The 24,544-nt window shown below is 71.1% G+C and carries 26 protein-coding genes; 5 read left to right on the top strand and 21 right to left on the bottom strand.

Translation table 11 applies throughout. The features are described from left to right. Positions 1 to 6: 6 nt before the first annotated feature. Positions 7 to 1,023 (top strand): aldose 1-epimerase, encoded by a 1,017-nt coding sequence (locus AQJ54_RS12005; RefSeq protein ID WP_062236740.1) that lies wholly within the window; start codon positions 7 to 9, stop codon positions 1,021 to 1,023. A 29-nt stretch (positions 1,024 to 1,052) separates the two neighbouring features. Here the strand turns inward: AQJ54_RS12005 and AQJ54_RS12000 are convergent, their stop codons facing one another. The 6 genes from AQJ54_RS12000 to AQJ54_RS11975 all read right to left on the bottom strand — a co-directional run bounded on the left by AQJ54_RS12000 (position 1,053) and on the right by AQJ54_RS11975 (position 8,955). Beyond that, entirely contained in the window at positions 1,053 to 2,090 is a 1,038-nt protein-coding gene (locus AQJ54_RS12000; RefSeq protein WP_079069822.1) for a LacI family DNA-binding transcriptional regulator, read from the bottom strand. Positions 2,091 to 2,168: 78 nt separating this feature from the next. Next, positions 2,169 to 3,194, bottom strand: a complete 1,026-nt coding sequence (locus AQJ54_RS11995; RefSeq protein WP_062236737.1) for a 1-aminocyclopropane-1-carboxylate deaminase — start codon at positions 3,192 to 3,194, stop codon at positions 2,169 to 2,171. Between the two features lie 14 nt (positions 3,195 to 3,208). Next, a complete protein-coding gene (locus AQJ54_RS11990) occupies positions 3,209 to 3,856 on the bottom strand; it encodes a GntR family transcriptional regulator (protein ID WP_062236734.1) in 648 nt (215 codons plus the stop codon). A gap of 85 nt (positions 3,857 to 3,941) precedes the next feature. After that, complete coding sequence (locus AQJ54_RS11985) at positions 3,942 to 5,522, bottom strand: TROVE domain-containing protein (RefSeq protein ID WP_062236731.1); 1,581 nt, start codon at positions 5,520 to 5,522, stop codon at positions 3,942 to 3,944. A gap of 355 nt (positions 5,523 to 5,877) precedes the next feature. Beyond that, positions 5,878 to 7,323, bottom strand: a complete 1,446-nt coding sequence (locus AQJ54_RS11980; RefSeq protein WP_062236728.1) for an alkaline phosphatase PhoX — start codon at positions 7,321 to 7,323, stop codon at positions 5,878 to 5,880. 207 nt (positions 7,324 to 7,530) lie between these two features. Then, complete coding sequence (locus AQJ54_RS11975) at positions 7,531 to 8,955, bottom strand: hypothetical protein (protein ID WP_062236725.1); 1,425 nt, start codon at positions 8,953 to 8,955, stop codon at positions 7,531 to 7,533. A 292-nt stretch (positions 8,956 to 9,247) separates the two neighbouring features. Here AQJ54_RS11975 and AQJ54_RS11970 point away from each other — a divergent pair, with 292 nt between their 5' ends. Further along, the gene (locus tag AQJ54_RS11970; protein ID WP_062236722.1) at positions 9,248 to 11,071 is read left to right on the top strand and encodes an endonuclease/exonuclease/phosphatase family protein; all 1,824 of its coding nucleotides are present in this window, start codon (positions 9,248 to 9,250) and stop codon (positions 11,069 to 11,071) included. Positions 11,072 to 11,094: 23 nt separating this feature from the next. On the opposite strand, the gene AQJ54_RS11965 is transcribed toward AQJ54_RS11970, so the two are convergent. Both AQJ54_RS11965 and AQJ54_RS11960 read right to left on the bottom strand, forming a co-directional pair. Continuing rightward, positions 11,095 to 11,829 (bottom strand): SRPBCC family protein, encoded by a 735-nt coding sequence (locus AQJ54_RS11965; protein WP_062024418.1) that lies wholly within the window; start codon positions 11,827 to 11,829, stop codon positions 11,095 to 11,097. Between the two features lie 3 nt (positions 11,830 to 11,832). Then, positions 11,833 to 12,429, bottom strand: coding sequence for an ArsR/SmtB family transcription factor (locus tag AQJ54_RS11960; protein WP_062236719.1), 597 nt, complete (start codon positions 12,427 to 12,429; stop codon positions 11,833 to 11,835). 129 nt (positions 12,430 to 12,558) lie between these two features. Here AQJ54_RS11960 and AQJ54_RS11955 point away from each other — a divergent pair, with 129 nt between their 5' ends. Then, positions 12,559 to 13,539, top strand: a complete 981-nt coding sequence (locus tag AQJ54_RS11955) for a YihY/virulence factor BrkB family protein (protein ID WP_062237132.1) — start codon at positions 12,559 to 12,561, stop codon at positions 13,537 to 13,539. Positions 13,540 to 13,689: 150 nt separating this feature from the next. Here AQJ54_RS11955 and AQJ54_RS11950 read toward each other — a convergent pair whose 3' ends face one another. The 4 genes from AQJ54_RS11950 to AQJ54_RS47385 are packed head-to-tail and all read right to left on the bottom strand — an operon-like array spanning position 13,690 to position 15,575. After that, a complete protein-coding gene (locus AQJ54_RS11950) occupies positions 13,690 to 14,259 on the bottom strand; it encodes a DUF3618 domain-containing protein (RefSeq protein WP_062024422.1) in 570 nt (189 codons plus the stop codon). Then, positions 14,256 to 14,675, bottom strand: a complete 420-nt coding sequence (locus AQJ54_RS11945) for a phage holin family protein (RefSeq protein WP_062024423.1) — start codon at positions 14,673 to 14,675, stop codon at positions 14,256 to 14,258. The genes AQJ54_RS11950 and AQJ54_RS11945 overlap by 4 nt, the downstream gene beginning before the upstream one ends. Before the next feature lie 52 nt (positions 14,676 to 14,727). Next, on the bottom strand, positions 14,728 to 15,450 hold the full coding sequence (locus AQJ54_RS11940; protein ID WP_062236716.1) for a hypothetical protein: 723 nt from the start codon (positions 15,448 to 15,450) through the stop codon (positions 14,728 to 14,730). Next, complete coding sequence (locus AQJ54_RS47385; RefSeq protein WP_279389298.1) at positions 15,447 to 15,575, bottom strand: hypothetical protein; 129 nt, start codon at positions 15,573 to 15,575, stop codon at positions 15,447 to 15,449. The genes AQJ54_RS11940 and AQJ54_RS47385 overlap by 4 nt, the downstream gene beginning before the upstream one ends. Before the next feature lie 154 nt (positions 15,576 to 15,729). On the opposite strand from AQJ54_RS47385, the gene dapA reads away from it, so the two are divergent. Then, positions 15,730 to 16,623, top strand: a complete 894-nt coding sequence (gene dapA / locus AQJ54_RS11935) for a 4-hydroxy-tetrahydrodipicolinate synthase (protein ID WP_062236713.1) — start codon at positions 15,730 to 15,732, stop codon at positions 16,621 to 16,623. 8 nt (positions 16,624 to 16,631) lie between these two features. Here dapA and AQJ54_RS11930 read toward each other — a convergent pair whose 3' ends face one another. From AQJ54_RS11930 to AQJ54_RS11910, 5 genes are all read right to left on the bottom strand, one after another. Continuing rightward, positions 16,632 to 17,855: a WD40 repeat domain-containing protein gene (locus tag AQJ54_RS11930; protein ID WP_062236710.1), complete on the bottom strand. Its 1,224-nt coding sequence runs from the start codon at positions 17,853 to 17,855 to the stop codon at positions 16,632 to 16,634. Next, positions 17,852 to 18,421 carry a SigE family RNA polymerase sigma factor gene (locus AQJ54_RS11925; RefSeq protein WP_062024431.1) on the bottom strand — a complete coding sequence of 190 codons (570 nt, stop codon included), beginning with the start codon at positions 18,419 to 18,421 and terminating at the stop codon, positions 17,852 to 17,854. Before AQJ54_RS11925 ends, AQJ54_RS11930 begins: the two co-directional genes overlap by 4 nt. 141 nt (positions 18,422 to 18,562) lie before the next feature. Further along, positions 18,563 to 19,552, bottom strand: a complete 990-nt coding sequence (gene dapD, locus AQJ54_RS11920) for a 2,3,4,5-tetrahydropyridine-2,6-dicarboxylate N-succinyltransferase (protein WP_062236707.1) — start codon at positions 19,550 to 19,552, stop codon at positions 18,563 to 18,565. Between the two features lie 194 nt (positions 19,553 to 19,746). Further along, positions 19,747 to 20,283, bottom strand: coding sequence for a TetR/AcrR family transcriptional regulator (locus AQJ54_RS11915; protein ID WP_062236704.1), 537 nt, complete (start codon positions 20,281 to 20,283; stop codon positions 19,747 to 19,749). After that, the gene (locus tag AQJ54_RS11910) at positions 20,283 to 20,603 is read right to left on the bottom strand and encodes a DMT family transporter (RefSeq protein ID WP_062024436.1); all 321 of its coding nucleotides are present in this window, start codon (positions 20,601 to 20,603) and stop codon (positions 20,283 to 20,285) included. Before AQJ54_RS11910 ends, AQJ54_RS11915 begins: the two co-directional genes overlap by 1 nt. A 203-nt stretch (positions 20,604 to 20,806) precedes the next feature. Here AQJ54_RS11910 and AQJ54_RS11905 point away from each other — a divergent pair, with 203 nt between their 5' ends. Next, entirely contained in the window at positions 20,807 to 21,625 is an 819-nt protein-coding gene (locus tag AQJ54_RS11905) for an AbfB domain-containing protein (RefSeq protein WP_062236701.1), read from the top strand. 81 nt (positions 21,626 to 21,706) lie between these two features. On the opposite strand, the gene AQJ54_RS11900 is transcribed toward AQJ54_RS11905, so the two are convergent. The 4 genes from AQJ54_RS11900 to sufC are packed head-to-tail and all read right to left on the bottom strand — an operon-like array spanning position 21,707 to position 24,540. Further along, positions 21,707 to 22,039, bottom strand: a complete 333-nt coding sequence (locus tag AQJ54_RS11900; protein WP_028809645.1) for a metal-sulfur cluster assembly factor — start codon at positions 22,037 to 22,039, stop codon at positions 21,707 to 21,709. Next, positions 22,036 to 22,506: a Fe-S cluster assembly sulfur transfer protein SufU gene (sufU, locus tag AQJ54_RS11895; protein WP_030318620.1), complete on the bottom strand. Its 471-nt coding sequence runs from the start codon at positions 22,504 to 22,506 to the stop codon at positions 22,036 to 22,038. Before sufU ends, AQJ54_RS11900 begins: the two co-directional genes overlap by 4 nt. Positions 22,507 to 22,522: 16 nt before the next feature. Beyond that, entirely contained in the window at positions 22,523 to 23,779 is a 1,257-nt protein-coding gene (locus AQJ54_RS11890; RefSeq protein WP_062024440.1) for a cysteine desulfurase, read from the bottom strand. After that, a complete protein-coding gene (sufC, locus tag AQJ54_RS11885) occupies positions 23,776 to 24,540 on the bottom strand; it encodes a Fe-S cluster assembly ATPase SufC (protein ID WP_062024442.1) in 765 nt (254 codons plus the stop codon). The genes AQJ54_RS11890 and sufC overlap by 4 nt, the downstream gene beginning before the upstream one ends. Positions 24,541 to 24,544 lie beyond the last annotated feature (4 nt).

Below are 24,544 nucleotides of genomic sequence, written 5' to 3'. Positions count from 1 at the left end.
ACGGGAATGACCGCCGAGTACCGGATCACCGAGAGCCGCCTCGGCGGCGAACCCACCCTCACCGTCTCCGCGCCGGACGGCTCCCCGCGCGCCGTCGTCGCCCTGTACGGAGCGACGCTGCTGAGCTGGCAGGTCACGCCGGAGGCCGGCGGGGAGCCGAAGGAGCTGACGGACGGCTACCGCGACGAGAAGGAACTCCTGGCCCAGGACGGCGTACGCGCCGGACTGCTGGCCCCCTTCCCCAACCGCGTGGCCGAAGGGCGCTACCGCTACGGCGGCCGCGACCACGACCTGCTCCCCGGCACCCACGGCGAGCGGCTGATCTACCACGGCTTCGCCCGCGAGGCCCCTTTCGTCCTCGCCGAAGCCGACACGACCCCCGACGCGGCCCGGCTGCTCCTGCGCACGAGCATCCGGCCGGACAGCCACCCCGGCTATCCCTTCGCCCTGGACCTGACCGTCGTCTACACGTTCACCGCCCGCGAGGTGGGCATCGAGATCGGTGCGACCAACGTCGGCGGGACGACCGCGCCCTACGCGGCGGGCTGGCACCCCTACTTCACGCTGTCCCGCCCCATCGACGACCTGACCCTGCGGGTGCCCGCCGACACCCTGATCCGCACCGACGCCGCCCTCATCCCGCTGCCCGGCGAGGCCGCCCGGCTCCCCCTGGACGACCGTCCCGACATGGACTTCCGCTCACCACGGCGGCTCGGCGACGCGGTCATCGACGCCTGCTACGCCGACCTCGTCCCCGGCCCCGACGGCCGCATCGAGACGGTCCTGACCGACCCGGAGACCGGCGAGGAGCTGCGGATCTGGCAGCACACCGGCTATCTGCACGTCTTCACCGGCGACACCCTGGCCCGCGACCGCCGCGCCTCCATCGCCCTCGAACCCGTCGAGACAACGACCAACGCCTTCAACCGCCCCGAGCACAGCGCAGCCCTCGCCCTCGAACCCGATCAGACCCGGTCCTTCGCCTTCGGCGTCCGGTACGGCGGTCCGAAGAGGGCCGTGTGAGCCGGAGCCCGTAGAGCCCCTGAGCGCGCTCAGGCCGAAGCCCGTACCACCAGCTCCGGTACCAGCCATGCGTCCGGGCCGGTCAGGGGCTCCTCGCCGGACCTCAGGCGGGCCACCTGCTCGACGGCCAGTCGGCCGAGGCGGCGCTTGTCGAGGTGGAGGGTGGTGAGGGCGGGCTCCACCAGTTCGCTCAGCGCGAGCCCGTCGAAGCCCAGCACGGCCAGGTCCTCCGGCACCCGGCGGCCCCGGCGCCGGGCGGCTCGCATCGCGCCGACCGCGATGAGGTCGTTGAAGCCGAACACCGCGGTGACCTGCGGCCGGGCGTCGAGCAGCCGGTCCATGGCCACCTCGCCGCCCGCCACACTGTGCTGGTCGGACATCACGATCCAGCTGTCGTCGACCGGCAGTCCGTGCCGCCGGGCCTCGGCGAGGAAGGCCGTACGGCGGGCGCCAGGGACGGGCCGGTCGCCGTCGAGCATGCCGATCCGCCGGTGCCCGGCCCGGACCAGATGCGCGATGCCCTGTTCGAGCCCCGCGTCCGCATCGACGCCGACGGCCGCGAACCGGGTCTGCTCGGGGCCGCGTTCCAGCAGGACGAGGGGCATCCCGCCGAGGTACCGGCCGAGCACCTCGTCGTCGTTCCTGAGATAGCCCATGACCGCGTCCACCTGGTGCGACAGCACCGTGAGCGCCTCGCGCTCCCTGGCCCCGTCGGTGCGGGTGTCCCACACCACGACCTGCCAGCCACGCTCCTCGGCGGCCTCCAGGACCCCGGCCGCGACCTCGGGATAGAACGGGTTCATCAGATCCGGGATGACCAGTCCCGCGGTGACCGTGCCCTTCCGGACCAGCCCGCGCGCGAACCGGCTCGGCCGGTAGTCCAGCGTCCGCACGGCCTCCAGCACCCGCGCCTTGGTGCCGGGATCTATCTCGCCCTTGTCGTTGACGGCCCGGGAGACCGTCTGCCGGGAGACTCCCGCCAGCTCCGCGACGTCATGGATGGTGGCCCGACGCCGGGGCCCTCCGGCCGCCCGCCCCCTCGGCTCCCGCTGTTGCTCGGTCCACATGCCGTGCACTGTATCCAGCCACCCGAAGGCAGCCCGGCACGGGTCCGCCGTCCCATCGCCGGCGCCCCGTCGCCGCCGTCAGAACAGCGCGCTGTACCCGTTGAGCGCAGGCTGCCCGCCGAGGTGGGCGTACAGCACCGTGGACTCGGGGCCGATCTCCCCGCGCTCGACGAGGTCGATCATTCCGGCCATGGACTTGCCCTCGTAGACCGGGTCGGTGACCATGCCCTCGGTGCGGGCGGCGAGGCGCATCGCGCTGAGGGTGGTCTCGTCGGGGATGCCGTACACGCCGGCGTGGTAGCGCTCGTCGAGCTCGACGTCCGCCTCCGTCAACTCCTTCTCGACGCCGATGAGTTGCCCCGTGTTGTGGGCGATCCGCGCGATCTGCTCCCGGGTGGCGACGGGCTTCGCGGAGGCGTCGATGCCGAGGACCCGGCGGGGACGGCCCCCGGCCTGCTCCAGTGCGCGGAACCCGGCGACCATGCCGGCCTGGGTGGAGCCGGTCACCGAGCAGACCACGACCGTGTCGAAGAAGACGCCCAACTCCCGTTCCTGGTCGGCGACCTCGTACGCCCACCCGGCGAAGCCGAGACCCCCGAGCGGGTGGTCGGAGGCGCCGGCCGGGATGGCGTACGGCTTCCCGCCGGACTCCTCGACGTCCCGGAGCGCCTGCTCCCAGCTCTCCTTGAACCCGATCCCGAACCCGGCCTTCACCAGGCGTACGTCGGCCCCGGCGAGCCGGCTGATCAGGATGTTGCCGACCTTGTCGTACACCGCGTCCGGCCAGTCCACCCAACTCTCCTGCACGAGCACGCACTTGAGCCCGGCCCGGGCCGCGACGGCGGCCACCTGGCGGGTGTGGTTGGACTGGACGCCGCCGATCGAGACGAGGGTGTCGCAGCCCTGGGCGAGGGCGTCGGCAACCAGGTACTCCAGCTTGCGGGTCTTGTTGCCGCCGTACGCGATCCCGGAGTTGCAGTCCTCCCGCTTGGCCCACAGCGCGGCGCCGCCGAGGTGCGCGGTGAGCCGCTCCAGCGGGTGCACCGGGGACGGCCCGAAGAGCAGGGGGTAACGGTCGTACGAGGCAAGGGACTTGCGTGCCATGGGGTCCTCCCGGGTCAGTCGCTGTCGGCGAGCTCGGCAAGCCCTCGCCAGATCTCCGCCGTGATGTCGACGGCCTGGTCGACGTCACCCGCGGCGCAGGCCTCGATCAGCCGGTCGTGCAGGTTCGCCGAACGGCAGGTGCCGCCCTCGCCGAAGCGCCGGCGCTCCAAGCGGCGGATGAGGGGGGTGTAGCGGGCGGCGGTGGCGGCGGCCGCGCGGTTGCCGCTGACGCGGACCAGGACGTCGTGGAGGTCGTCGTCGGCGTGCAGGGCCTCGTCCACGTCACCGGCGGCGACGGCGGCCGCGAAGCGTGCGTTGGCCGCGCGCATGGTCTCGATGTCGGCGGCGAACAGGCGCGGTACGGCGACCCGGGTGACCAGTTCGTGCATGGCGCCGACCACGGCGGCGGCGTCCCGCACCTCGGCGGCGTCGACCCGGGTCACCCGGGTGTAGCTCTGCGGCTTGCTCTCCAGCAGCCCCTCGTCCACCAGCCGGGCGAAGGCCTCCCGCACCGGCGCCCGGGACAGCCCGAGCCGCTCGGCGAGCTCCGCGTCCCGCACCACGGCCCCGGGCTCGATCTCCCCGGCCACGATGGCGTCCCGGATGGACGCGTAGGCCTGGTCCCTGAGCAGGGTGCGGGCGAGCGGTCGGATGGCCTTCATGAACTGAAATGTTAGATGTCAGTAGGTCGTCCGGCAAGGCATGGGTGTGGCCCGCACCCCCGTGAGTGCGGGCCACGCTCGGGGCTCAGGCCGCCCAGGGCCAGTCGGCGTCCTGGGCCGCCTCGAGCAGCGGAACCATCCGGAAGGCCGCGTCCGAGAGGCCTCCGAAGGTGTGCCGGTTGCCGGTGCCGGAGGGGCCGTGGCCCGCCCGGTAGCCGGCGAGGTTCCAGGTGTAGACCGGCACGTCGGCGGGGACCTGCTCGGTCGGGCCGCCCTGCCGGTGGTAGGTGTACTGCTCGTCGGTGACGATCAGCACCCGGTCCTGGCCCCGGTAGTGCGCGCGGATCGCCGAGGTGGTGTCGGTGCCGCCCAGGTCGCCGAAGCGACCGAGGATCTTCAGCGCCGACTCGCCCCGGCCGATCGCGAGCCGCCGGTTCGTGGTACCGAACTCGACGAGGTCCGCGTCCTCGGCGCGCAGCGCGAGCGCCGTGCCGAAGATCGCTGCCGCGTCGGCCCGGTTGAGCTGCGAGCGGTCGGACAGCCGCGCCCACATCGAACCCGAGCGGTCCACCAGGACCAGGGTCCGGCCGGGCAGCGCGGGCACGTTCGCCAGCGAGTGGCCGAGCGCCTGCTCCAGCGGGTGGGACCAGCGCAGCGAGGGCGCGTGCTTGTACGCGGCGAGGTACCGGAACGGGAACTGGCGCGACCGTACGACCTCCGCCGGGTCGCTGATCCTCGCCGCCACCTGCTCGGCGACCTCGTCGGAGACTCCGGCCTCGTCGAAGTTGCGGAGGTTCCTGACCAGTGCCATCGCACCCATGGACGGGATCACGGCCTCCCAGGCCGCCTTGTCCATCGGGCCCTGGAGCCAGCCCGCCAGCGCCTCCCAGGTCATGCCGGCCGCGGCCAGCCGTTCGGCACCGCCCTCCGACGTGACCACGGCCCGCCGTGCCTCGACCGGCAGCGCCATCAGCTCACGGTGCGCGGTCAGGACCCGGCTCGATGCGGGCGGTACGGCGGTGTCGGGGTGGTGCCGGCGGTCGAGGGCGTACTCGAACAGCTCGCTCTGCCACGGCTTGTCCGGGTCCGGGACCGCGTGCACAAGGTTGAGGATGTCGCCGAAGCGGTAGCCCTTGGACGCGGTGTCGTACTTCAGCAGCGACCTGCCGCTGTACAGCCGGCGTACGGCGTCGGCGACGCCCCGCTTGACGGGCTTGGGGAGGTTACGGCCGTGGCGCGAGGTCCAGTACCCGAGGAACTCGCCGGGCTCGTCGGGCCGCTGGAGCACGGAGTCCACGACCTGCCGGTTCGAGGGGCCCTCGGTCGTGCCCGCGTCGAGACGCGCCTTGACGTACTCGGCGGCACCCACGAGGGAGGCGGTACGGAGGTTGCCCTCGCCGCGCAGCCAGCCGAGCAGGCCGGCGGTCCAGGCGGGGTCGGTGACGGCGAGTTCGCGCACGAGGCACGCGAAACGGTCGTCGCGGTCGGCGCCGGACTCGTAAAAGGTCTGCTGGGAGACGAAGTTGGAGACCGCGAGCAGAAAAAGCTCGGAGCGCGCGTCACGCTCAAGGCCCCGGCCGCCCTCATAAGTCCGCAGAATGCGTCCGGTCGAGGTCACCCGCGAGACGGGGTGCGCCCGTGCGGCCTTCTTGTTGAATCGCGCCATGGTGAATTCCCCCGAATTCATTGCTGTTCCGGAGGGAGACACGGCGAAAGGAGGGTGCCCGAGGTCGAAGTCGGCTGCGGTGCTTTTAACTGGCGCGTCTGCCGTTCCGCCACATCGACCTGAGTCGATGGCGGGATTCGAACCCGCACGAGGTTTCCCTCATCAGTTCCCGAAGTATCCGCTGCCTGCGCACCGGGCACCCACCTTGAGCCGCGCCTCCCGAGATCAATTCGACGGCGGCATCGGTTTCTTTGAGAGAGAAGTAGCCGCCGTCTTCGCACCGGGAGGTGCGTTGTCGTGATCTCACTGTAGGAGGCGCGACTCAGATGGAGCGAGCGAATTAAGCCCAGCCCGGTCAGCCGCGCTTCTGCCGCTTCCACGGCCCCGTGATCGCCAGCATGATTCCCGGGGTCTGGATGTTGGCGTACAGCGTCTTTCCGTCGGGTGAGAAGGTGACGCCGGTGAACTCGCTGTACTCGGGCTCCTCTTCGGTGCCGATGTTCAGTTCGTTGCGGGCGATCGGGTAGGTGCGGCCGCTCTCCGTGGCGCCGAACAGGTGCTGGACGCCCTCGCCGTCCTCGGCGATGACGAGACCGCCGTACGGGGAGACGGTGATGTTGTCGGGACCGTCGAAGGCGCCCTCCTGGGACGGGTCCGGGTTCACGCCGAGGAGGACCTTCAGGGTCAGGGTGCGGCGCTTGGGGTCGTAGAACCAGACCTGGCCGTCGTGCTGGACGGGGCTCTCCTCACGGGCGTACGAGGAGACGACGTACGCGCCGCCGTCGCCCCACCACATGCCCTCGAGCTTGCGGGCGCGGGTGACCTGGCCGGTGGTGAACTGCTTGCGGACGGAGGTCGTCCTCGCGTCACGGTCGGGGACGTCCACCCAGTCCACGCCGTACACCGTGCCGATCTTCGTGGCGCGGGAGAGGTCGTCCACGAACTTGCCGCCGGAGTCGAAGCACTTGAAGGCCTGAAGGACCCCCGCGTCGTCGGCGAGGGTGCGCAGCTTGCCGCGGCCGTGGTGGAAGCCCGCCGGCGGGGTCCAGCGGAAGAGCAGGCCGTTGGGGCCGGAGGCGTCCTCGGTCAGGTAGGCGTGGCCGCGCTTGGGGTCGATGACGACCGCCTCGTGGGCGTACCGGCCGAACGCCTTGACGGGCTTGGGGTCGCGGTTGGCGCGGCGGTCCTCGGGGTCGACCTCGAAGATGTAGCCGTGGTCCTTGGTCATGCCGTTCTGGCCGGCCTTGTCCTCGGTCTCCTCGCCGGTGAGCCAGGTGCCCCAAGGAGTGGTGCCGCCCGCGCAGTTGGTGGAGGTGCCGGCGATGCCGACCCACTCGGCGACATGTCCGTGGCGGACCTCGACGACCGTGCAGCCACCGGAGGCGGCGGGGTCGTAGACGAGGCCCTCGGTGAGCGGCACGGGGTGGGGCCAGTTGGCACGCGGGCCCTTGAGCTCGTGGTTGTTGACCAGGAGGGTCGCCCCGCGGGGACCGCAGAAGGTGGCCGTGCCGTCGTGGTTGGAGGGGGTGAACTCACCCGACTCCAGCTTGGTCCTGCCGCTGTAGGTGATGACCTTGTACGTGAATCCGGCGGGCAGCGCGAGCAGGCCCTGCGGGTCGGCGATGAGCGGACCGTAGCCGACACCGTGGTGGGCGCCCGCGGTCTGCGCGCCCTCGCTCTCGACGTCGGTCGCGGCGAGCGCGTTGGGTGCGGTGGCGAGGGCGCCGACCGTGCCCGCCAGCGCCACACCGGCACCGGTGATCGCGGTTTTCGCGGCAAAGTCCCTGCGGGTGAGCGACATGGTGTCTCCTGAGACGGTGGGTGAACGCCGTGGAGGGTGGGGGACCTCGAATCGGCGCAACCGTCTCGCCCATGTCTGAACACGAGTTGAACGAGGGAAGGACTCCATGAATCGGCTTGAATGATTCAAAACCGTGGGATGGGGATTCCTTTAGGGGCACGGGGAACTGCGCGCTCAGCCCCGCACACCCGCAGCCGCCCCCTGCGGTCACCCCCCTTGCTGCGACCGCGCCTTGAACGCGGCCTTGCGCGCCTCCTTCGCCACCTTCTTGTCCGGGTGCAGCCGCCCCATCGCCTCCAGCACGTCCGCTGTGGCCGGGTGGTCCACCCGCCAGGCCGCCGCGAAGAACCCGCCGTGCTGCTGGGCCAGTCCCTCGACCAGCCCTTGCAGCTCCTCGGAGTTGCCCTCCGCGGCCAGTTGCGCGGCGATGGTGTCGACGGTCAGCCAGAACACCATGTCCTGGGAGGGCGCGGGCACGTCCTCGAAGCCCCGCTCGACCAGCCAGACCCGGGCGAGCCCGCCCAGCTCGGGGTCGTCGAGAACCTCCCGCAGCGCGGGCTCCGCGACCGTACCCACGAGGGACAGGGCCTGCTGACACCGCAGCCGGCGCAGCGGCGCGCCCTGGTCGGCGCCCCGGGCCGCGCCCAGCAACTCCCGTGCTGCCGCGAGGGGTTCACGGCGGGCCAGCCACTGCTCGGTCTCGGCCTGGGCGGCGGACGGCGGGAAGACGGCGGTGCCGTCGAGGAGCGCGTCCGCGCCCTTGTCGGCGAGGTCGCCGACGGCCGGTGCCGCGATCCCCGCCTCCAGCAGGCGCGAGCGCAGGCCGTAGAGGCCGAGGGGGGTCAGCCGGACCATGCCGTAGCGGGAGACGTCGGTCTCGTCGACGACCGCGGCGGGTTCCTCGTCGGCGTCCGCCATCAGCGCCTCGTCGACGGGCCGGTACGCCACCAGGCCGATCGGCTCCAGGATCCGGAACTGGTCGTCGAGCCGCATCATCGCGTCGGAGACCTGCTCCAGGACGTCGTTGGTGGGCTCGCCCATGTCGCTGGGCACGATCATCGAGGCGGCGAGGGCCGGCAGGGGTACGGTGCCGTCGCCCGGTCCGTCCTCGCTGACGGTGAGCAGGTAGAGGTTGCCGAGCACGCCGTCCAGGAACTCCTGCTCGGCCTGCGGGTCCCAGTCCAGGGAGGTGAGGTCGACCTCGCCGCCCTCGTCCAGGGCGTCGACCAGGTCGTCGAGGTCCGGCACGCTCGCGTCGGCCAGCACGGTCTCCAGCGCGGTCAGCCACACCCCGAGCACGTCCTGCGGGGAGCCGGTGAGCAGGGCCAGGTCGGCGCCCGCGGTGACCGTGCCCTCCTCCTCGTCGAGGATCTCCACCAGCCCGGTGTCGAGGGCGACCCGCCAGGCCTCGCTCGCACAGGCCGCCGCGTCGTCTCCGCTCAGTCCGAGTTCCGAGGCCGCCGCGGGCAGCTGTTCCTCGACGAGTCCGCCCCCGGCGTCGACCCGGGTGTCCTCGCCGGCCCAGCGGGCGAGGCGGGCGGCCCGGGTGAGCAGGGGCGTGGACAGGGCGTCCCGCGCCAGCTCCGCTTCGGGGTGCAGCCGCACCGGCGGCAGGGGGGAGCTGTCTGACATCGGCTGTTTCTCCTAGGACGCGTCGTGCCACTCAGCCGCTCAGCGTAGACGGATTTCCACCCATGCCGCCCGGTTCATGTTCCGGACAGGTTGCGTACATGGCTGAAACCTTGACAACTGGCCTGAGCAGGCAGGAGATTGACGCGCGTAGAAAACCGGCGGACACCTGTTCACTGGATTTCTGCGCACGGTATTTTCTACGCGCGTCGCAACCGCCCCCACAGGTCGCGGCTCCCACCGCTTCATGTCCACCCTCGTCCCGGCGCCTACGTTCGTCCCCGGAGGGATCCCGTTGCCGAGCAAGAAGTCCGCGCGTCTCGCCGCGCTCACCGTCGCCGCCGCTTCCGCGGCCTCCGCCCTCGCCCTCGTCTCGCCCGCGCACGCGGCCGGCGTGAGCATCCATGACATCCAGGGCGCGACCCGGATATCCCCGTACGCCGGTCAGAAGGTCACCGATGTGGCCGGAATCGTGACCGGCGTACGCACCTACGGCTCGTCCAAGGGTTTCTGGTTCCAGGATCCGAACCCGGACGCCGACCCGGCGACCAGTGAGGGCGTGTTCGTCTTCACCAGCTCGACGCCGAAGGTCGCCGTCGGTGACGCCGTCACCGTCACCGGCACCGTCTCGGAGTACGTCCCGGGCGGCACGTCCTCCGGCAACCAGTCGGTCACCGAGATCACCAAGCCGACGGTCACCGTCGTCTCCAGCGGCAACGCGGTCCCGGCCCCCGTCGTGGTCGACGCGAAGTCGGTGCCCGCCGCGTACGCCCCGGAGGGCGATCCGGCCGCCGCGAACTCGATCAACGGTCTGACGCTTCAGCCCAGGAAGTACGCCCTGGACTACTACGAGTCCCTCGAGGGCATGAACGTCCAGGTCAAGGACGTCCGCGTGGTCGGCGCGACCGACCCGTACACCGAGCTGTGGGTGACGGTGAAGCCGCGCGAGAACGCCACGAAGCGCGGCGGCACGCTGTACGGCTCCTACACGTCCCAGAACACCGGCCGGCTCCAGATCCAGTCGCTGGGCGCTACGGCCGCCTTCCCGGTCGCGAACGTCGGTGACGTCCTCACCGGCAGCACCGCGGGCCCCCTGGACTTCAACCAGTTCGGCGGCTACACCCTGGTCGCGAACGAGATCGGCACGCTGAAGAGCGCCGGTCTCCAGCGCGAGTCCACCCAGAAGCAGAAGAAGGACGAGCTCGCGGTCGCGACGTACAACGTCGAGAACCTCGACCCGTCCGACGCCACCTTCGAGGCGCACGCCTCCGCGATCGTGAACAACCTGAAGTCGCCCGACATCGTGTCGCTGGAGGAGATCCAGGACAACAACGGCGCGAAGGACGACGGCACGGTCGCGGCCGACGTCACCGTGAACAAGCTGATCGACGCGATCGTGGCGGCGGGCGGCCCTAAGTACGACTGGCGTTCGATCAACCCGGTCAACGACCAGGACGGCGGCGAGCCGGGCGGCAACATCCGCCAGGTGTTCCTGTTCAACCCGGAGCGGGTCTCCTTCACGGACCGCGCGGGCGGCGACTCCACGACCGCCGTCGGCGTCACCAAGGTGCACGGCAAGGCGCAGCTGACGGCCTCCCCCGGCCGGATCGACCCCGCGAACGAGGCCTGGAAGTCCAGCCGCAAGCCGCTGGCCGGCGAGTTCGTCTTCCGGGGCCGCACGGTCTTCGTGATCGCCAACCACCTGAACTCCAAGGGCGGCGACTTCGGCCTGACCTCGGCGACCCAGCCGGTGCCGCGCAGCTCGGAGGTCCAGCGCCACGCCCAGGCGACCCTGGTCAACGCCTTCGTCAAGAGCATCCTCGACGTGCAGAAGAACGCGGACGTCATCGCCCTCGGCGACATGAACGACTTCGAGTTCTCCGACACCGCGAAGATCCTGGAGGGTGACGGCGAGCTCTGGTCGGCGATCAAGTCGCTGCCCAAGAAGGAGCGTTACACCTACGACTACCAGGGCAACCAGCAGGTCCTGGACCAGATCCTGGTCAGCCCGTCGATCCGGAAGTCCTGCGACTTCGCGTACGACAGCGTGCACATCAACTCGGAGTTCAACGACCAGATCAGCGACCACGACCCGCAGGTGCTGCGCTTCAAGCCGTAGCTCTCCGGTCAACTCCCCGCGGCTCAGGGCTGGTTGAACACGCCGTTCAGCCAGCCCTGCCACTCGCCCTCGCACTCCTTGATGTCGGAGTCGGGGGCGAAGTCGTGCAGGGAGATGCCGACCGGGTGGCCCCAGTGGTTGCGCCCGAAGATGCGGGTGAGACCCCGGTCGGTGCGCAGCCCGATGAAGTACGCGTTGCGGAAGTCGACCACGGCCTCGAAGGTGTCGGGCCCGTGGACCGTCAGCCGGGTGCCCGCGGCCACGTCCTCGCCGACCCCGAGCGCGCGCCCCACGGCGGCGAGGGCGTCCGGCGCCTTGGAGGCCTCGGGTCCGTCGAAGGTGGCGAAGGCGGCGGGGCGGGGCGCGAAGTGGGTCAGGTACTCGCGCAGGGTGTGCAAATAGAAGTCGGTGTGCTTGGCGGCGCCGTCGTACTGGTTGTCCCAGTCGTCGACGAAGATCCCGCTGTGGACGTAGCGCACCCAGGCCCGGCGGCCCTCGTCCCGGGGTTCGATCGTGTAGTCGAGCTGGTTGAGGGTCTGCTGCGAGATGCCCTCGACGTCCTCGACGCGGTTGGTGTAGCGGTGCGGCGGGTCCCAGGCGACGACCTTGGACCCGAAGGGGCCGGTGCCGCCGACGCGCGGCTCGGGCGGCTCCATGGGCCACAGATAGCCGTCGGTGCCGGTGGTGACGGCCGCCCAGACCTGCTCGGGGGTGGCGTCGACCTCGAACTCGCGGGCGATCTCGAACTCTTTGGACATGATCTACTCCAACTCGGTCTTCTTGAGCGTGGGATGGACGGCCACGACGATCCGGTGGTCCCTGCCGCCCTCGGTGTCCGGGGCGTCGTACTTGCGGATCAGGGCGGTGACCCCGGCGGTCAACTCCTGGATGAACGCGGCCCGTTCGGCGGCCGAGGCGAAACGCACCTCGCCGTCCAGCGCGTAGGTGGCCAGCCGCTGTCGGGCCTTGGCGGCACCCGTGATGAGCTGACCGACGTCCCGTACCAGCCGGGCGCCGAGCGCGAGCAGCCAGCGGGCGGAGAGCTGGTCACGGAAGCGGTCCGGGTCGGGCTGCACGGCGGCCAGGGCCAGCGGTGAGATCACGTACGAGGCGGCGGTCGCCCGCATCAGCCGTTCGGTGACGTTTCCCTTGCGGCGCTCCCCCGCGAGCTCGACCAGGCCGTGCCGCTCCAGCGCCTTGAGGTGGTAGTTGACCTTCTGGCGGGGCAGGCCGACCTGCCCGGCGAGCATGGCGGCCGAGGCGGGCCCGGCCGCCAGCTCGGCCAGCAGCCGCGCCCGTATGGGGTCCAGGGAGACGGCTGCGGCCTCGGGGTCCTCGATCACGGTGACGTCCAGCATGGACCCACCCTCTCACCGAAAACTTTTTTTGTCCAGGAGAGGGAAGTGTTCGGTGCGAAGTATCCCGACGAGTGGGCCGACGCTGCTCGGGAGGGGTTCGACCGGCGGTTTCGGGAGACCCGCCGGTCCATGGACGAGCAGGCCGAGAACACCGCGCCGAAAAGCCCCTTGGAGTTGCCGAGACGGTCCTGGGCCGCCGTCACCAGGCGCACCTTCAGGGAACTGCTGGACGACGAACTGGCCGACCGCGCGGCCGCGTTGACGTACTACGGCGTCCTGTCCCTGTTCCCCGCCCTGCTGGTGCTGGTGTCCCTGCTGGGGGTGGTGGGCCGGCGCGCGACGGACAGGCTCCTCGACACCATCGGAGGCCTCGCCCCGGGCCCGGCCCGCGACATCCTGCGGGACGCGGTGATCCAGCTCGGCGACAGCGGGGGCACCGGAGGCGTCCTGGCGATCCTCGGGCTGCTCGCCGCGCTGTGGTCCGCCTCCGGCTACGTCGCCGCGTTCATCCGCGCGTCCAACGCGGTGTACGACCTCCCGGAGGGCCGCCCGGTGTGGAAGCTGACGCCGCTGCGGCTGGCCCTGACCGTGACGCTGATGCTGATGCTGGCGGCGAGCGCGATGATCGTGGTCTTCACGGGACCGCTCGCCGAACGGGCGGGCCGGGTGGTGGGCTTCGGCGACGCGGCGATCACGGCCTGGGGCATCGCCAAGTGGCCGGTGCTGCTGCTCCTGGTCGTCGGGATGATCGCCCTGCTGTACTGGGCCGCCCCCAACGTCCGTGGCCGCGGCTTCCGTTGGGTCTCCCCCGGCAGCGTCCTCGCCACGCTGGCGTGGCTCGCCGCATCCGCCGGCTTCGCGCTCTACGCCGCGTACTTCGGTTCCTACAACAAGACGTACGGCACCCTCGCGGGCGCCATCGTGTTCCTGGTGTGGCTCTGGCTGACCAACCTGGCCATCCTGCTGGGCCTGGAGTTCGACGCGGAACTGGCCCGGGAGCGGGCGATCGCCTCCGGCGAGCACGAGCCGGCGGAGGAGCCCTACGTGGAGCCGCGGGACACCCGGACCTGGCCGGAGAGACTGCGGGCCTCCTGGGCGCGGGAGAAGTGACGGCGGACCCGGCGCCCACCGGCAGCGGACCCGGCACTCCTCAGCAGCGGAGCTCCCCGCCGGCCTGTCCGGCCGACGGGGAGCTCCAGAGTGACTGACCTCAGTGGACGGCAGGTCGGGGACCTCCGTGGACGGGTCAGGTACCGCCGCTCACTTCTTCGGGTACCGCCACGACACGACGGCGACCGCGATCACGGCCGCGCCGACGATCAGCACCGGGCGGGGATGCCGGATGGCCGCGAGGACGACGGGCCGGACCGGTGCGGGCACGCTGTGCTGCGCCCTGTGCTCCAGCTCCCGGCCGGTCCGCGCGGCCCCGTCCTGGGTGGCCTCACCGGCGCGCAGTGTCCGGTCCTGCGCCTTGTGACCGGCCTCCACGGCACGGTCCTGCACCTTGTGGCCGGCCTGCACGGCACGGTCCTGGGCCTTGTGACCGGCCTGCACGGCCCGGTCCTGCACCTTGTGCCCCGCCTGGGTGGCCTTGTCGTGCACGGTGTGCCCGGCCTGCGCGGCGCTGCTGCGCAGCTGCACGGTCAGCGCGCCCGCCTTGTCCCTGAGATCCGCGGCCCGGGCCCGGGCGCGGCCTTTCACGTCCATCTTCCCTGCCAACTCCTCCACCGTGTCGCCCAGTTCACTGCGGGTCTGCTCGATCTGGCGCCGCAGCTCGTCGGGCCCCTTGGCCCCTGTCGAGGCCTGTTCGCCGGTCGTCCTGTCCGTCATCGGTGCGCCCTTTCCCTGATCTCCTCGACATCGGCCTTGACACTGTCGAGCGCCGCCTCGGGCGTGGGGGGTGTGGCCCGGCGCAGCTGGGCGCGGCCGGTCGCGGCGAGAACCGCCGCGATCACGAAGAGCACGCCCGTCACGATCAGCGCCGCGGCCCAGACCGGCAGCACCAGCGACAGTGCCGCGGCGCCGGTTCCGGCCAGGGCGAGAAGTCCCGCGTAGGCGAAGGCGCCCGCGGCGCCGAGCAGCCCACCGCCGCGTCCGGCCCGCCGGCCCTTCGCGGCCAGCTCCTCCTTCGCAAGGGCGACCTCCTGCCGTACCAGCCGGGAGAGCTGTTCGGTGGCTTGTCCGACGAGTTCGCCCACCGAGTGGTGTTCGTCGTGCGTCGGCCTGGGGGCCGTGGTTCCGGTCACGGTGCTCCGCCTCCTCTCGGTCGAAACCCCCGGGTACCCGGCCCGGCCCCCGCTACCCCTGCGGTCCGCCGTCCGGGCCGCGCTCCCCCAGCCGGGCGAGCTGGCTCTGGAACCAGTCCAGCCGCGCCTGCAACAGGGCGGCCTCGGCGGCGAGTTCGGGCACCCCGAACCCCTCGCCGACGGCGACCCCGGGCACCCCGAGCGCCTCTCCGGCGGCGAGGCCGGCCGGGACCGGTGCCGCCGGGCCCGCGACGACCCGCAGCCCCTCCCCGGCCAGCCGGGCGAACCCGGCGAGCGAGACAGCCGTACGACCGCGCAGACAGGCCGCGCAGGAGGGGGCGAGGGCGCGCCAGCCGGGCCGCCCCCAGCCGGCGTCGGCGAGGGCCGCCGCGACCGTGCCGCAGGCGCAGGGGCCGACGGTGGCGGAGCGCACCCGCTGGCGGGCGTAGCGGTAGCCGAGTTCGAAGCGCAGGTAGCGGCCGAGGACCAGGACGTCGAGGAGGACGGCCGTGCGGTGCTCGGCCGTGCACAACAGCGCCTCGGCGGCCGCGCGGTCGTGCACGCAGTGGAAGCCGCAGTCGCAGCGGCGGTGGGGCGCCCGGTGCCGCAGTCCGTAGACACAGGACGCGTCGGCCAGGACGCCGTACGGCAGCGCGCCGCCGAGCGACACACCGGTGAACCCGGCCCGGGTGCCGTCCTGGGACAGCACCGGGTGGGCGATCTTGTATCCGGTCGGCGGCTCCGCGGGGCGTTCCTCCGGAAGCCGCAGCCTCATCGGGCCGCCGGTACCTCTTCGGGAGCCTTCAGGTCCTCGATCTCCTCGGGAAGGTCGAGTTCCTCGTCCCGGATCTGCGGCCGCTCCTCGGCGACTCCCGTGGCCAGTGCTTTGCCGAGCTTCATGACGCCTCCCACACGCAGGGTCCTGTCTCGCCATGGTGACCCATGAGGCGCGAATTGGACATAGGGCCTATGACCGCGGAGTGAAGCTCTGCTTACACATATTCCGCAGAAGAATTAAGTGGAGCTTCACTGTCGGCGCGCCGAGACTGTCCCCATGACGACTACGCCTCCTCCCTTCGGCCGCGCCCTGTGCGCCATAGTCACCCCCTTCACCGAGGCGGGCGCGCTCGATCTCGACGGCGCCCAGCTCCTGGCCGCGCACCTGGTGGCCCACGGCTGCGACGGCCTCGTCCTGTCCGGCACGACGGGCGAGTCCCCGACGACCTCGGACGCGGAGAAGGCGGCGCTGGTGACGGCGGTCCGGGAGGCTGTGGGCGCGGGGGTGCCGGTGGTGGCGGGCGTGGGCACCTCCGACACCCGGCACACCGTCGAGCTGGCCCTGGCGGCCGAGAAGGCGGGCGCGGACGGGGTGCTGGTGGTCAGCCCGTACTACAGCAGGCCGCCGCAGGACGCGCTGGAGGCGCACTTCCGGGAGATCGCGGACGCCTCGGGGCTGCCCGTGATGCTGTACGACATCCCGGGCCGCACCGGCACCCGCATCGAACCGGAGACCATGATCCGGCTGGCCGGGCACCCCCGGATCGTCGCGGTCAAGGACTGCTCCTACGACCTCCTCGGCACCCAGAAGGTCCTGCACCGCACGGAGCTGGCGTACTACGCGGGCTGCGACGAGCAGATCCTCGCGCTGTACGCGGTGGGCGCGGCGGGGTACGTCAGCACGGTGGCCAACGTGGTCCCGGAGCGGCTGCGCGCGATCATCGACCTGTTCGAGGCGGGCGACACCCCCGTGTCCGCCCGCCTCCAACAGAGAGCCACCGCGCTGATCGAGGCGATGATGGCGGCGGGCCTGCCCGGCACGGTCACTGCCAAGGCCCTCCTCAACGCGCTCGGTCTGCCCGGGGGCCCGGTCCGCGCCCCGCTGCGGCCCGCCGACCGGGAGACGGCCGACGGGCTGCTTGCGGAGTACGAACGGTTCATGGCCGCCTGACGGTCTCGTCAAGGCTGGGCGAAGAGCGGCTCCCAGCGCCCGGCGCCGTCCGGGGTGTCCCCCCTGCGGAAACCGCTCAGCGGGATCTCCTTGTCGCTGCCGAGGGTGACGAGCACGAGCCGGTTGTGGTGCTCGTTCTTGTCGTTCTCGCCCATGTCCCACGCGATGAGCTGCTCGTTGCCCACCCAGGCGATCAGCTGCTGGCCGCGCACCTCGGTCTTCTTGCCGGTCCGGGCGTCGAAGACGTACGAGGACGTCTTCCACTTCTTGCCCGCGAACCCGCCGGCGACGAGCTTGCCGTCGGGCGACCTGCCCGCGTCCACGGACCAGTCCAGGTACGTGTAGCCCGCCGGCACGGGGACCTCCTTGCCGGTGAGGTCGTAGAACACGTAGCCGGGCTCGGTGGGGCGGCCTTCCCAGACGTGGCGGCCGTCGTCGGTGAGGGAGAAGTCCTGGCGGCTGTTGAGCATGGTGCCGCCCATGGGGTCGTCCGAGTCGCCCGCGAGCTTGATCTCGGTCCAGGCACCGTCCCCCGAGGCCAGGTCGAGGACGTAGAAGCCGGTGCGGCTCGACGTCCACGGCGGCATCCACTCGACGTCGCCCTGCGCCTTGATCAGCCGGTCGGGGTTCGCGCTGTACGTCGTCGCGACCAGCTTGCGGCCGTCGCGGGAGAAGGTGAGCCCGCCGACACCGTGGTCGACGTCGATCCACCGCTCGACCTTGCCGGTGGTCAGGTCGAGCAGGCCGATCCGGGAGGCGGGCAGGTCCCGTTCAAGGACGGCGGCCGTCTTCCCGCCGGGGGCGACGGCGACCCAGGACCAGTCCGCGGCCTTGTCGTACCTGCCGGTCTTCGGATTCAGCAGGTAGTAGGTGCGCTCGTAGACGGCGCTGTCCGCACTCTTCCTGACCTTCTTCGGGACGGAGTACCCGGCCAGGGTCGTGCCCCCGACGGAGATCCTGTCGCGCGGCGGCGACTGGTCGGGACGGGACTCGACCTTCTTCGGGGTCACGATGCCCCCCGAGGGCCGTACGTCGTCCTTGCCGGAGTCCATCAGCGGAACCGTCACCCCTACGGCGATCACGGCCACCGCGGCCGCGGCGCCGAGCACGATCCTGCGGGTGCGACGGCGGCGCCGGACGGTGAGCACCCGGTCGGCGAACCCCGCCGTAGCCGGGGCCTGTTCGGCGGCCTGCTCGCGCAGTGCGTCGCGCACGATGTCGTCGACGTTCACGGACGCACCTCCACGGGTGAGTAGTCACGGGACGCGGACCGCTCGGCGTCGGCGGGCCCGAGGGCGGCCAGTTCGGGTGCGAGCGAGCGCAGCCGGGCCAGCGAGCGGTGGGCGGTGGACCGCACGGTGCCGACCGAGCAGCCGAGCAGTCGGGCCACGTCGGCCTCGGGCAGGTCCTCGAAGTAGCGCAGCACCAGCACGGTGCGCTGACGTGCGGTGAGCCGGGACAGCGCCTGGCGCATCACGAGGCGCAGTTCGGTGGCGGCGGCGGTGTCGCCCGGCGTGCCGCCGGTGGCCGCAGGTTCGGGCGGTTCCGCGACGCTGACCTCACGGCGCGGCCACTTCAGCCGCCAGCGGCTGACCTGCTGGCGGTAGAGGACCTGCCGTACGTAGGCCTCGGGTTCGTCGATCTTCTGCCAGCGTCCGGCCGCCCGGACCAGGGCGTTCTGGAGCAGGTCCTCACCGGCGTGCCGGTCCCCGCCGCACAGCAGCACGGCGGTCTTCAGCAGGGCGGACGACCTGCTGTCCACGAAGTCCCGGAAACTCTCCAGCCCTTCGGCATTCATCGTCACCTTCTCTTCCCCCGGCGGCGCCGGTGCGCGGCCCTCCGCCCCTTGTGACGCGCGTGGGGTGCCCCCGCTATGCCACACCCATGAAAAAAGTCGCCGTAGAGGCGGAACCTCTACGGCGACCTCGGGTGGAAGCGCTCAGTTGTGGCTGTGCAGGATGTCGTTCAGGCCGCCCCAGACCGCGTTGTTCGGGCGGGCCTCCACGGTGCCGGTGACCGAGTTGCGGCGGAAGAGGATGTTCGAGGCGCCGTTCAGCTCGCGGGCCTTGACGATCTGCCCGTCGGGCATGGTGACCCGGGTGCCCGCGGTGACGTAGAGACCGGCCTCGACGACGCATTCGTCGCCGAGCGCGATGCCGACGCCCGCCTCGGCGCCGATCAGGCAGCGCTCGCCGATGGTGATGCGGACGTTGCCGCCGCCGGAGAGGGTGCCCATGGTGGAGGCGCCGCCGCCGATGTCCGAGCCGTCGCCGACCACGACACCGGCGGAGATGCGGCCCTCGACCATCGACGTGCCGAGGGTGCCGGCGTTGAAGTTGACGAAGCCCTCGTGCATCACGGTGGTGCCCGCGGCGAGGTGGGCGCCGAGCCGGACGCGGTCGGCGTCGGCGATGCGGACGCCCTTGGGGGCCACGTAGTCCGTCATGCGCGGGAACTTGTCGACGCTCGTGACGGCGAGGTGCAGGCCCTCGGCGCGGGCGTTCAGGCGCACCTTCTCGATGTCGTCGACGGTGACCGGGCCGAGGGAGGTCCAGGCGACGTTGGGGAGCAGCCCGAAGATGCCGTCAAGGCTCTGGCCGTGCGGCTGGACCAGGCGGTGCGAGAGCAGGTGCAGACGCAGGTAGGCGTCGTGCGTGTCGAGCGGCTTCTCGTCCAGGGAGGCGATGACCGTACGGACCGCGACCACCTCGACGCCCCGGCGGGCGTCCGGACCGATCGCCTTCGCGGCGCCTTCGCCGAGCAGTTCCACGGCCCGCTCGGCGGACAGCCGCTCGGTGCCGGAGGGACCCGGCTCGGCGGTGAGCTCGGGAGCGGGGAACCAGGTGTCGAGAACGGTGCCGTCGGCGGCGACGGTGGCGAGGCCTGCGGCGATGGCGCCGGTGATACGCGGAGCAGTCGTGTCGGTCATGAGGGAAACCTAACCGCCGGGGGGCGTGCGAGGCGAACCCGCGCGCGGCCCGTCTCAGAGGCCGAACGGTACGTGGCCACGGGAAACGCCGGCGGCCCACTCCCCCGGTGCTCGGTGCGTGTGACACCCCCTGTTGCCCGACGGACGGCCAAGGGTTCACGGACACCGGCGCAGGAACCAGGAGTCGGGCGGGGTCAGGGGATCACGCGCGCCAGCATCTCCCGCGCGTACCCCTCGTCGTACGGCACCCCCGTCAGCAGCACCTGGAGGCAGATCCCGTCGGTCAGCGCGACCAGGGCCCGTGCCGTGACCGGGTCCGTGCGGTGGGCGAGGCGGGCGGCGAGGTCGTCGGCCCACTCGGCGGCGACGGGGCGCAGGGCGGGCCGGCGCAGCGCGGCGAGGTAGAGCTCGTACTCCAGCTCGACGCCGGTGCGATCGCCGCCGAGCCACTCGCCGAGGACGCGGGCGAGGTCGGCGGCCAGGTCGCCGCCGGAGCCGTCCAGTGCCCCGTGCGCGGCGACCGCCTTGGCGAAGCCCTCGCTGGCCTGGCGCAGCGCGGCGACCATCAGCTCGTCGAGGCTCTTGAAGTGGTACGTCGTCGAGCCGAGCGGCACATCGGCCTCGGCGGCGGCACTGCGGTGGCTGAGCCCCGCGAGGCCCTTCTCCCCCACGACCCGGATGGCCGCGTCGATGATCCGCTGGCGGCGCTCGGGGTCGTACCGGCGCGCCATCAGTGCGCCCCACCCAGGTTCAGCACCACGACCCCGACGATGATCAGCGCGATCCCGGCGGCTTTGGTGACCGTCATGCCCTCCCCGAGGAAGAACATCCCGATGGCGGCGATGGTCGCGGTGCCCGCTCCGGCCCAGATCGCGTAGGCGGTGCCGACCGACACCGTCTTCAGGGTCTGCGCGAGCAGCGCGAAGGAGAGGACGTAGCCGAGCACGGTCAGCAGCGAGGGCCCGAACCGGCTGAATCCTTCGGTGTACTTCATGGCCGTGGTCGCCGCGACCTCGGCTGCGATGGCTCCGGCGAGGAGCAGATATCCCATGTGTACAAGCGTACATAACGATGGATGAGGAAATCCTGTGGTCCGCTGATGCGCGAATGTGGAAATCGGTTGCTTCAAAGTGCTGCTCACAACCCCCGGTAACCACTAATGTTCCCTCCGGAACCACACGTGGTTCACCCTTCACCTACCGCGCCACCACAGCAGCGGCCGTCGCACACCGCGCCGTGCCGGAGGAACCGCGCATGCCCGAAGACAAGTCCCGGCCGCCTCAGGACCGCCCCTGGGAGAACGGCTGGACACTGGACACCTCCCGCACTCCCGGCACCAGGCGGCTCTATCTCGCCGGTGCGCTGGCGGTGACCACGATCGTCGCCTGTGTGGCGGCGATAGCCGCGACCGACAACGAGGACGACGTCCGGTCGAAATCCGCGCAGAACGCGGGGTCCGGCCTGATCTCCTTCTCCACACAGCCCGCGACCACCCTCCCCCCGGAGGGCGACAGCGACCTCTCGTCGGTGTCCCCGAGTCCCGCGGGCCCCCGGCAGCAGGGCACCGGTCCGACCATCGCGGTCACGACCACCCCGAAGCCGCACAAGTCGACGCCGTCCAAGGGAAGTCCGGCGAAGCCGAAGCCCGCGGCGGTCTACGGCTCGTTCCGCTCGGTCAACTACCCCGACCGCTACTGGCATGTGGACTCCGACCATGTCGGCCTGGACCAGGTCAGCGGCGAACAGGCCCGCGAGGACGCCACTTTCAAGCAGGTCAAGGGCCTGGCGAACGCCTCGTGCTACTCGTTCGTCACACACGACGGTGCGTACCTGCGCCACCGCAGCTTCGTCCTGCGGGCCGAACGCAACGACGGTTCGTCCCTGTTCAAGCAGGACGCCACGTTCTGCCCCCGGGACTCGCCGTCCTACTCCGGCGCGAAGATGCTGGAGTCGGTCAACTACCCCGGCTACTTCCTGCGCCACCAGAACTTCGTGGTCCGCCTGCAACGCGTCGAGTACAGCTCCCAGTTCGTGGCGGACTCGTCGTTCCAGCCGGTGGGCGGGCTGGCCTGAGCCGCGCCTGAGCACACGAAAGCGGCGGCACCCGAAGGTGCCGCCGCTTTCGTCACTGGCTGTCGTCGCAGCCGAGGAGTCTCAGACGTTGAACCCGAGCGCGCGCAGCTGCTCGCGTCCGTCGTCCGTGATCTTGTCCGGGCCCCACGGCGGCATCCACACCCAGTTGATGCGGAGTTCGCTGACGAGGCCGTCCGTGGCGGACTTGGCCTGGTCCTCGATGACGTCCGTCAGCGGACAGGCCGCCGAGGTCAGGGTCATGTCGAGGGTCGCGATGTTCGCGTCGTCGATGTGGATGCCGTAGATCAGGCCGAGGTTGACCACGTCGATGCCCAGCTCGGGGTCGACGACGTCGTACAGCGCCTCGCGGACCTCCTCCTCGGAGGCCGGCTTCATTTCAACGGTCTCGCTCATGCCGTCTTCCTTTCGGCGTCGGCGCCGGCGTCCAGCGCCTGGGCCGTCGCGTCCTTCCACGCCATCCAGCTGAGGAGGGCGCACTTGACCCGGGCCGGGTACTTGGAGACACCGGAGAACGCGACCGCGTCCTCCAGCACCTCCTCCATCGCGTCGTCGGGCTCGATCTTCCCCTTGGACTGCATCAGCTCCAGGAAGGTCTCCTGGATCCGCTGCGCCTCGGCGAGGTCCTTGCCGACCAGCAGATCGTTCAGGACGGAGGCCGAGGCCTGGCTGATCGAGCAGCCCTGGCCCTCGTACGAGACGTCCTCGATCCTCGTGCCGTCGTACTTGACGCGGAGGGTGATCTCGTCGCCGCACGTCGGGTTCACGTGGTGCACCTCGGCGTCGCCGTCCCTCAGACCACGCCCGTGCGGGTGCTTGTAGTGGTCCAGGATGACTTCCTGGTACATCGAGTCCAGCTTCACGGTTTCAGCACGCCCCTCAGCCGAAGAAGTTCCGTACGTGCTCCAGCCCCTCGACCAGTGCGTCGATCTCGGCGGGCGTGGAGTACAGATAGAACGACGCTCGCGTGGTCGCGGGAATTCCGTACCGCAGGCAGACCGGCCGCGCGCAGTGGTGGCCGACCCGGACCGCGATGCCCTCCTCGTCGAGGACCTGACCCACGTCGTGGGGGTGGATGTCGCCCAGCGTGAAGGAGATCGCCGCACCCCGGTCCTCGGCCGTGGTCGGGCCGATGATCCTGAGGTCGGGGACCTCGGCGAGCCGCTGGACGGCGTACTCGGTCAGCGCGTGCTCATGGGCGAGGATCTTGTCCATGCCGATCGAGTCGAGGTAGTCGATCGCCGCGCCCAGCCCGACCGCCTGCGCGATCGGCGGGGTGCCCGCCTCGAACTTGTGCGGGGCGGGGGCGTACGTCGACGAGTGCATCGACACGGTCTCGATCATCTCGCCGCCGCCGAGGAACGGGGGCAGGTCCTCCAGGAGTTCCTGCCGTCCCCACAGCACGCCGATGCCGGTCGGGCCGCACATCTTGTGGCCGGTGAAGGCCACGAAGTCGGCCTGGAGGGCCTGGACGTCCAGCGGCATGTGCGGCGCGGCCTGCGAGGCGTCGACGCAGACGAGCGCACCGACCTCCTGCGCGCGGCGGACGATCGCCTCGACCGGGTTGACCGTGCCCAGGATGTTGGAGACCAGCACGAAGGAGACGATCTTCGTCTTCTCGGTGATGATCTCGTCGATGTTGGACAGGTCGAGGCGGCCGTCGTCGGTCAGCCCGAACCACTTCAGCTTCGCGCCCGTGCGCTGCGCCAGCAGCTGCCACGGCACGATGTTGGAGTGGTGCTCCATCTCGGTGATGACGATCTCGGTCTCGGAGTCCACGCGGTAGGGCTCGTCGGCCCAGCCCAGCATGTTCGCCACGAGGTTGAGCGACTCGGAGGCGTTCTTGGTGAAGATCACCTCGTCGCGGCTCGGCGCGTTGATGAACGCGGCGACCTTGTCGCGCGCTCCCTCGTACAGCGCCGTGGCCTCCTCGGCGAGCACATGCACACCGCGGTGGACGTTGGCGTTGTAGCGCTCGTAGTACTCGCTCAGGGCGTCCAGCACCTGGCGCGGCTTCTGCGAGGTCGCCGCGTTGTCCAGGTACACGAGCTTCCGGCCGTCGTGGACCTGGCGGTCCAGGATGGGGAAGTCCTTGCGGATCGCCTCTGTGTCGAGGAGGCCCGGCAGCTGTGTCACTCGGATGCGCCACCCTTCGTGTAAGCCTCGTAGCCCTCGTTCTCCAGCTTGTCGGCGAGCTCGGCACCGCCGGACTCGACGATCTTGCCGCCGGCGAACACGTGCACGTGGTCGGGCTTGATGTAGCGCAGGATGCGCGTGTAGTGCGTGATCAGCAGGGTGCCGACCTCACCGGTCTCACGGACCCGGTTGACGCCCTCGGAGACGACCCGCAGCGCGTCGACGTCGAGGCCGGAGTCGGTCTCGTCGAGGATCGCGATCTTCGGCTTGAGGAGCTCCAGCTGGAGGATCTCGTGGCGCTTCTTCTCACCGCCGGAGAAGCCCTCGTTGACGTTGCGCTCGGCGAAGGAGGGGTCCATGTTGAGGCGCTCCATGGCCTCCTTGACCTCCTTCACCCAGGTGCGCAGCTTGGGGGCCTCGCCGCGGACGGCGGTGGCGGAGGTGCGCAGGAAGTTGGAGACCGAGACGCCGGGGACCTCGACGGGGTACTGCATCGCCAGGAACAGGCCCGCGCGGGCGCGCTCGTCGACCTCCATCTCCAGGACGTCCTCGCCGTCGAGGGTGACGGTGCCGCCGGTGATGGTGTACTTCGGGTGACCCGCGAGGGAGTAGGCGAGCGTCGACTTGCCGGAGCCGTTGGGGCCCATGATGGCGTGCGTCTCGCCCTGCTTCACGGTCAGGTCGACGCCCTTGAGGATCTCCTTCGTGGCGTTGTCGGCCTCGACGGTGACGTGCAGGTCGCGGATTTCAAGCGTTGCCATGGAT

The organism is Streptomyces griseorubiginosus (assembly GCF_001514195.1).
Taxonomy (GTDB): domain Bacteria; phylum Actinomycetota; class Actinomycetes; order Streptomycetales; family Streptomycetaceae; genus Streptomyces; species Streptomyces griseorubiginosus.
Note: the sequence above shows the minus strand (reverse complement) of the source record. Positions and strands in the feature narration are given on the sequence as shown.

Excerpts from the sequence above, each read along its gene's own strand:
- AQJ54_RS12005 (WP_062236740.1), top strand. The coding sequence starts at position 7 with ATGACCGCCGAGTACCGGATCACCGAGAGCCGCCTCGGCGGCGAACCC.
- AQJ54_RS12000 (WP_079069822.1), bottom strand. The coding sequence starts at position 2,090 with ATGTGGACCGAGCAACAGCGGGAGCCGAGGGGGCGGGCGGCCGGAGGG.
- AQJ54_RS11995 (WP_062236737.1), bottom strand. The coding sequence starts at position 3,194 with ATGGCACGCAAGTCCCTTGCCTCGTACGACCGTTACCCCCTGCTCTTC.
- AQJ54_RS11990 (WP_062236734.1), bottom strand. The coding sequence starts at position 3,856 with ATGAAGGCCATCCGACCGCTCGCCCGCACCCTGCTCAGGGACCAGGCC.
- AQJ54_RS11985 (WP_062236731.1), bottom strand. The coding sequence starts at position 5,522 with ATGGCGCGATTCAACAAGAAGGCCGCACGGGCGCACCCCGTCTCGCGG.
- AQJ54_RS11980 (WP_062236728.1), bottom strand. The coding sequence starts at position 7,323 with ATGTCGCTCACCCGCAGGGACTTTGCCGCGAAAACCGCGATCACCGGT.
- AQJ54_RS11975 (WP_062236725.1), bottom strand. The coding sequence starts at position 8,955 with ATGTCAGACAGCTCCCCCCTGCCGCCGGTGCGGCTGCACCCCGAAGCG.
- AQJ54_RS11965 (WP_062024418.1), bottom strand. The coding sequence starts at position 11,829 with ATGTCCAAAGAGTTCGAGATCGCCCGCGAGTTCGAGGTCGACGCCACC.
- AQJ54_RS11960 (WP_062236719.1), bottom strand. The coding sequence starts at position 12,429 with ATGCTGGACGTCACCGTGATCGAGGACCCCGAGGCCGCAGCCGTCTCC.
- AQJ54_RS11955 (WP_062237132.1), top strand. The coding sequence starts at position 12,559 with ATGGACGAGCAGGCCGAGAACACCGCGCCGAAAAGCCCCTTGGAGTTG.
- AQJ54_RS11950 (WP_062024422.1), bottom strand. The coding sequence starts at position 14,259 with ATGACGGACAGGACGACCGGCGAACAGGCCTCGACAGGGGCCAAGGGG.
- AQJ54_RS11940 (WP_062236716.1), bottom strand. The coding sequence starts at position 15,450 with ATGAGGCTGCGGCTTCCGGAGGAACGCCCCGCGGAGCCGCCGACCGGA.
- AQJ54_RS47385 (WP_279389298.1), bottom strand. The coding sequence starts at position 15,575 with ATGAAGCTCGGCAAAGCACTGGCCACGGGAGTCGCCGAGGAGCGGCCG.
- dapA (WP_062236713.1), top strand. The coding sequence starts at position 15,730 with ATGACGACTACGCCTCCTCCCTTCGGCCGCGCCCTGTGCGCCATAGTC.
- AQJ54_RS11925 (WP_062024431.1), bottom strand. The coding sequence starts at position 18,421 with ATGAATGCCGAAGGGCTGGAGAGTTTCCGGGACTTCGTGGACAGCAGG.
- dapD (WP_062236707.1), bottom strand. The coding sequence starts at position 19,552 with ATGACCGACACGACTGCTCCGCGTATCACCGGCGCCATCGCCGCAGGC.
- AQJ54_RS11915 (WP_062236704.1), bottom strand. The coding sequence starts at position 20,283 with ATGGCGCGCCGGTACGACCCCGAGCGCCGCCAGCGGATCATCGACGCG.
- AQJ54_RS11910 (WP_062024436.1), bottom strand. The coding sequence starts at position 20,603 with ATGGGATATCTGCTCCTCGCCGGAGCCATCGCAGCCGAGGTCGCGGCG.
- AQJ54_RS11905 (WP_062236701.1), top strand. The coding sequence starts at position 20,807 with ATGCCCGAAGACAAGTCCCGGCCGCCTCAGGACCGCCCCTGGGAGAAC.
- AQJ54_RS11900 (WP_028809645.1), bottom strand. The coding sequence starts at position 22,039 with ATGAGCGAGACCGTTGAAATGAAGCCGGCCTCCGAGGAGGAGGTCCGC.
- sufC (WP_062024442.1), bottom strand. The coding sequence starts at position 24,540 with ATGGCAACGCTTGAAATCCGCGACCTGCACGTCACCGTCGAGGCCGAC.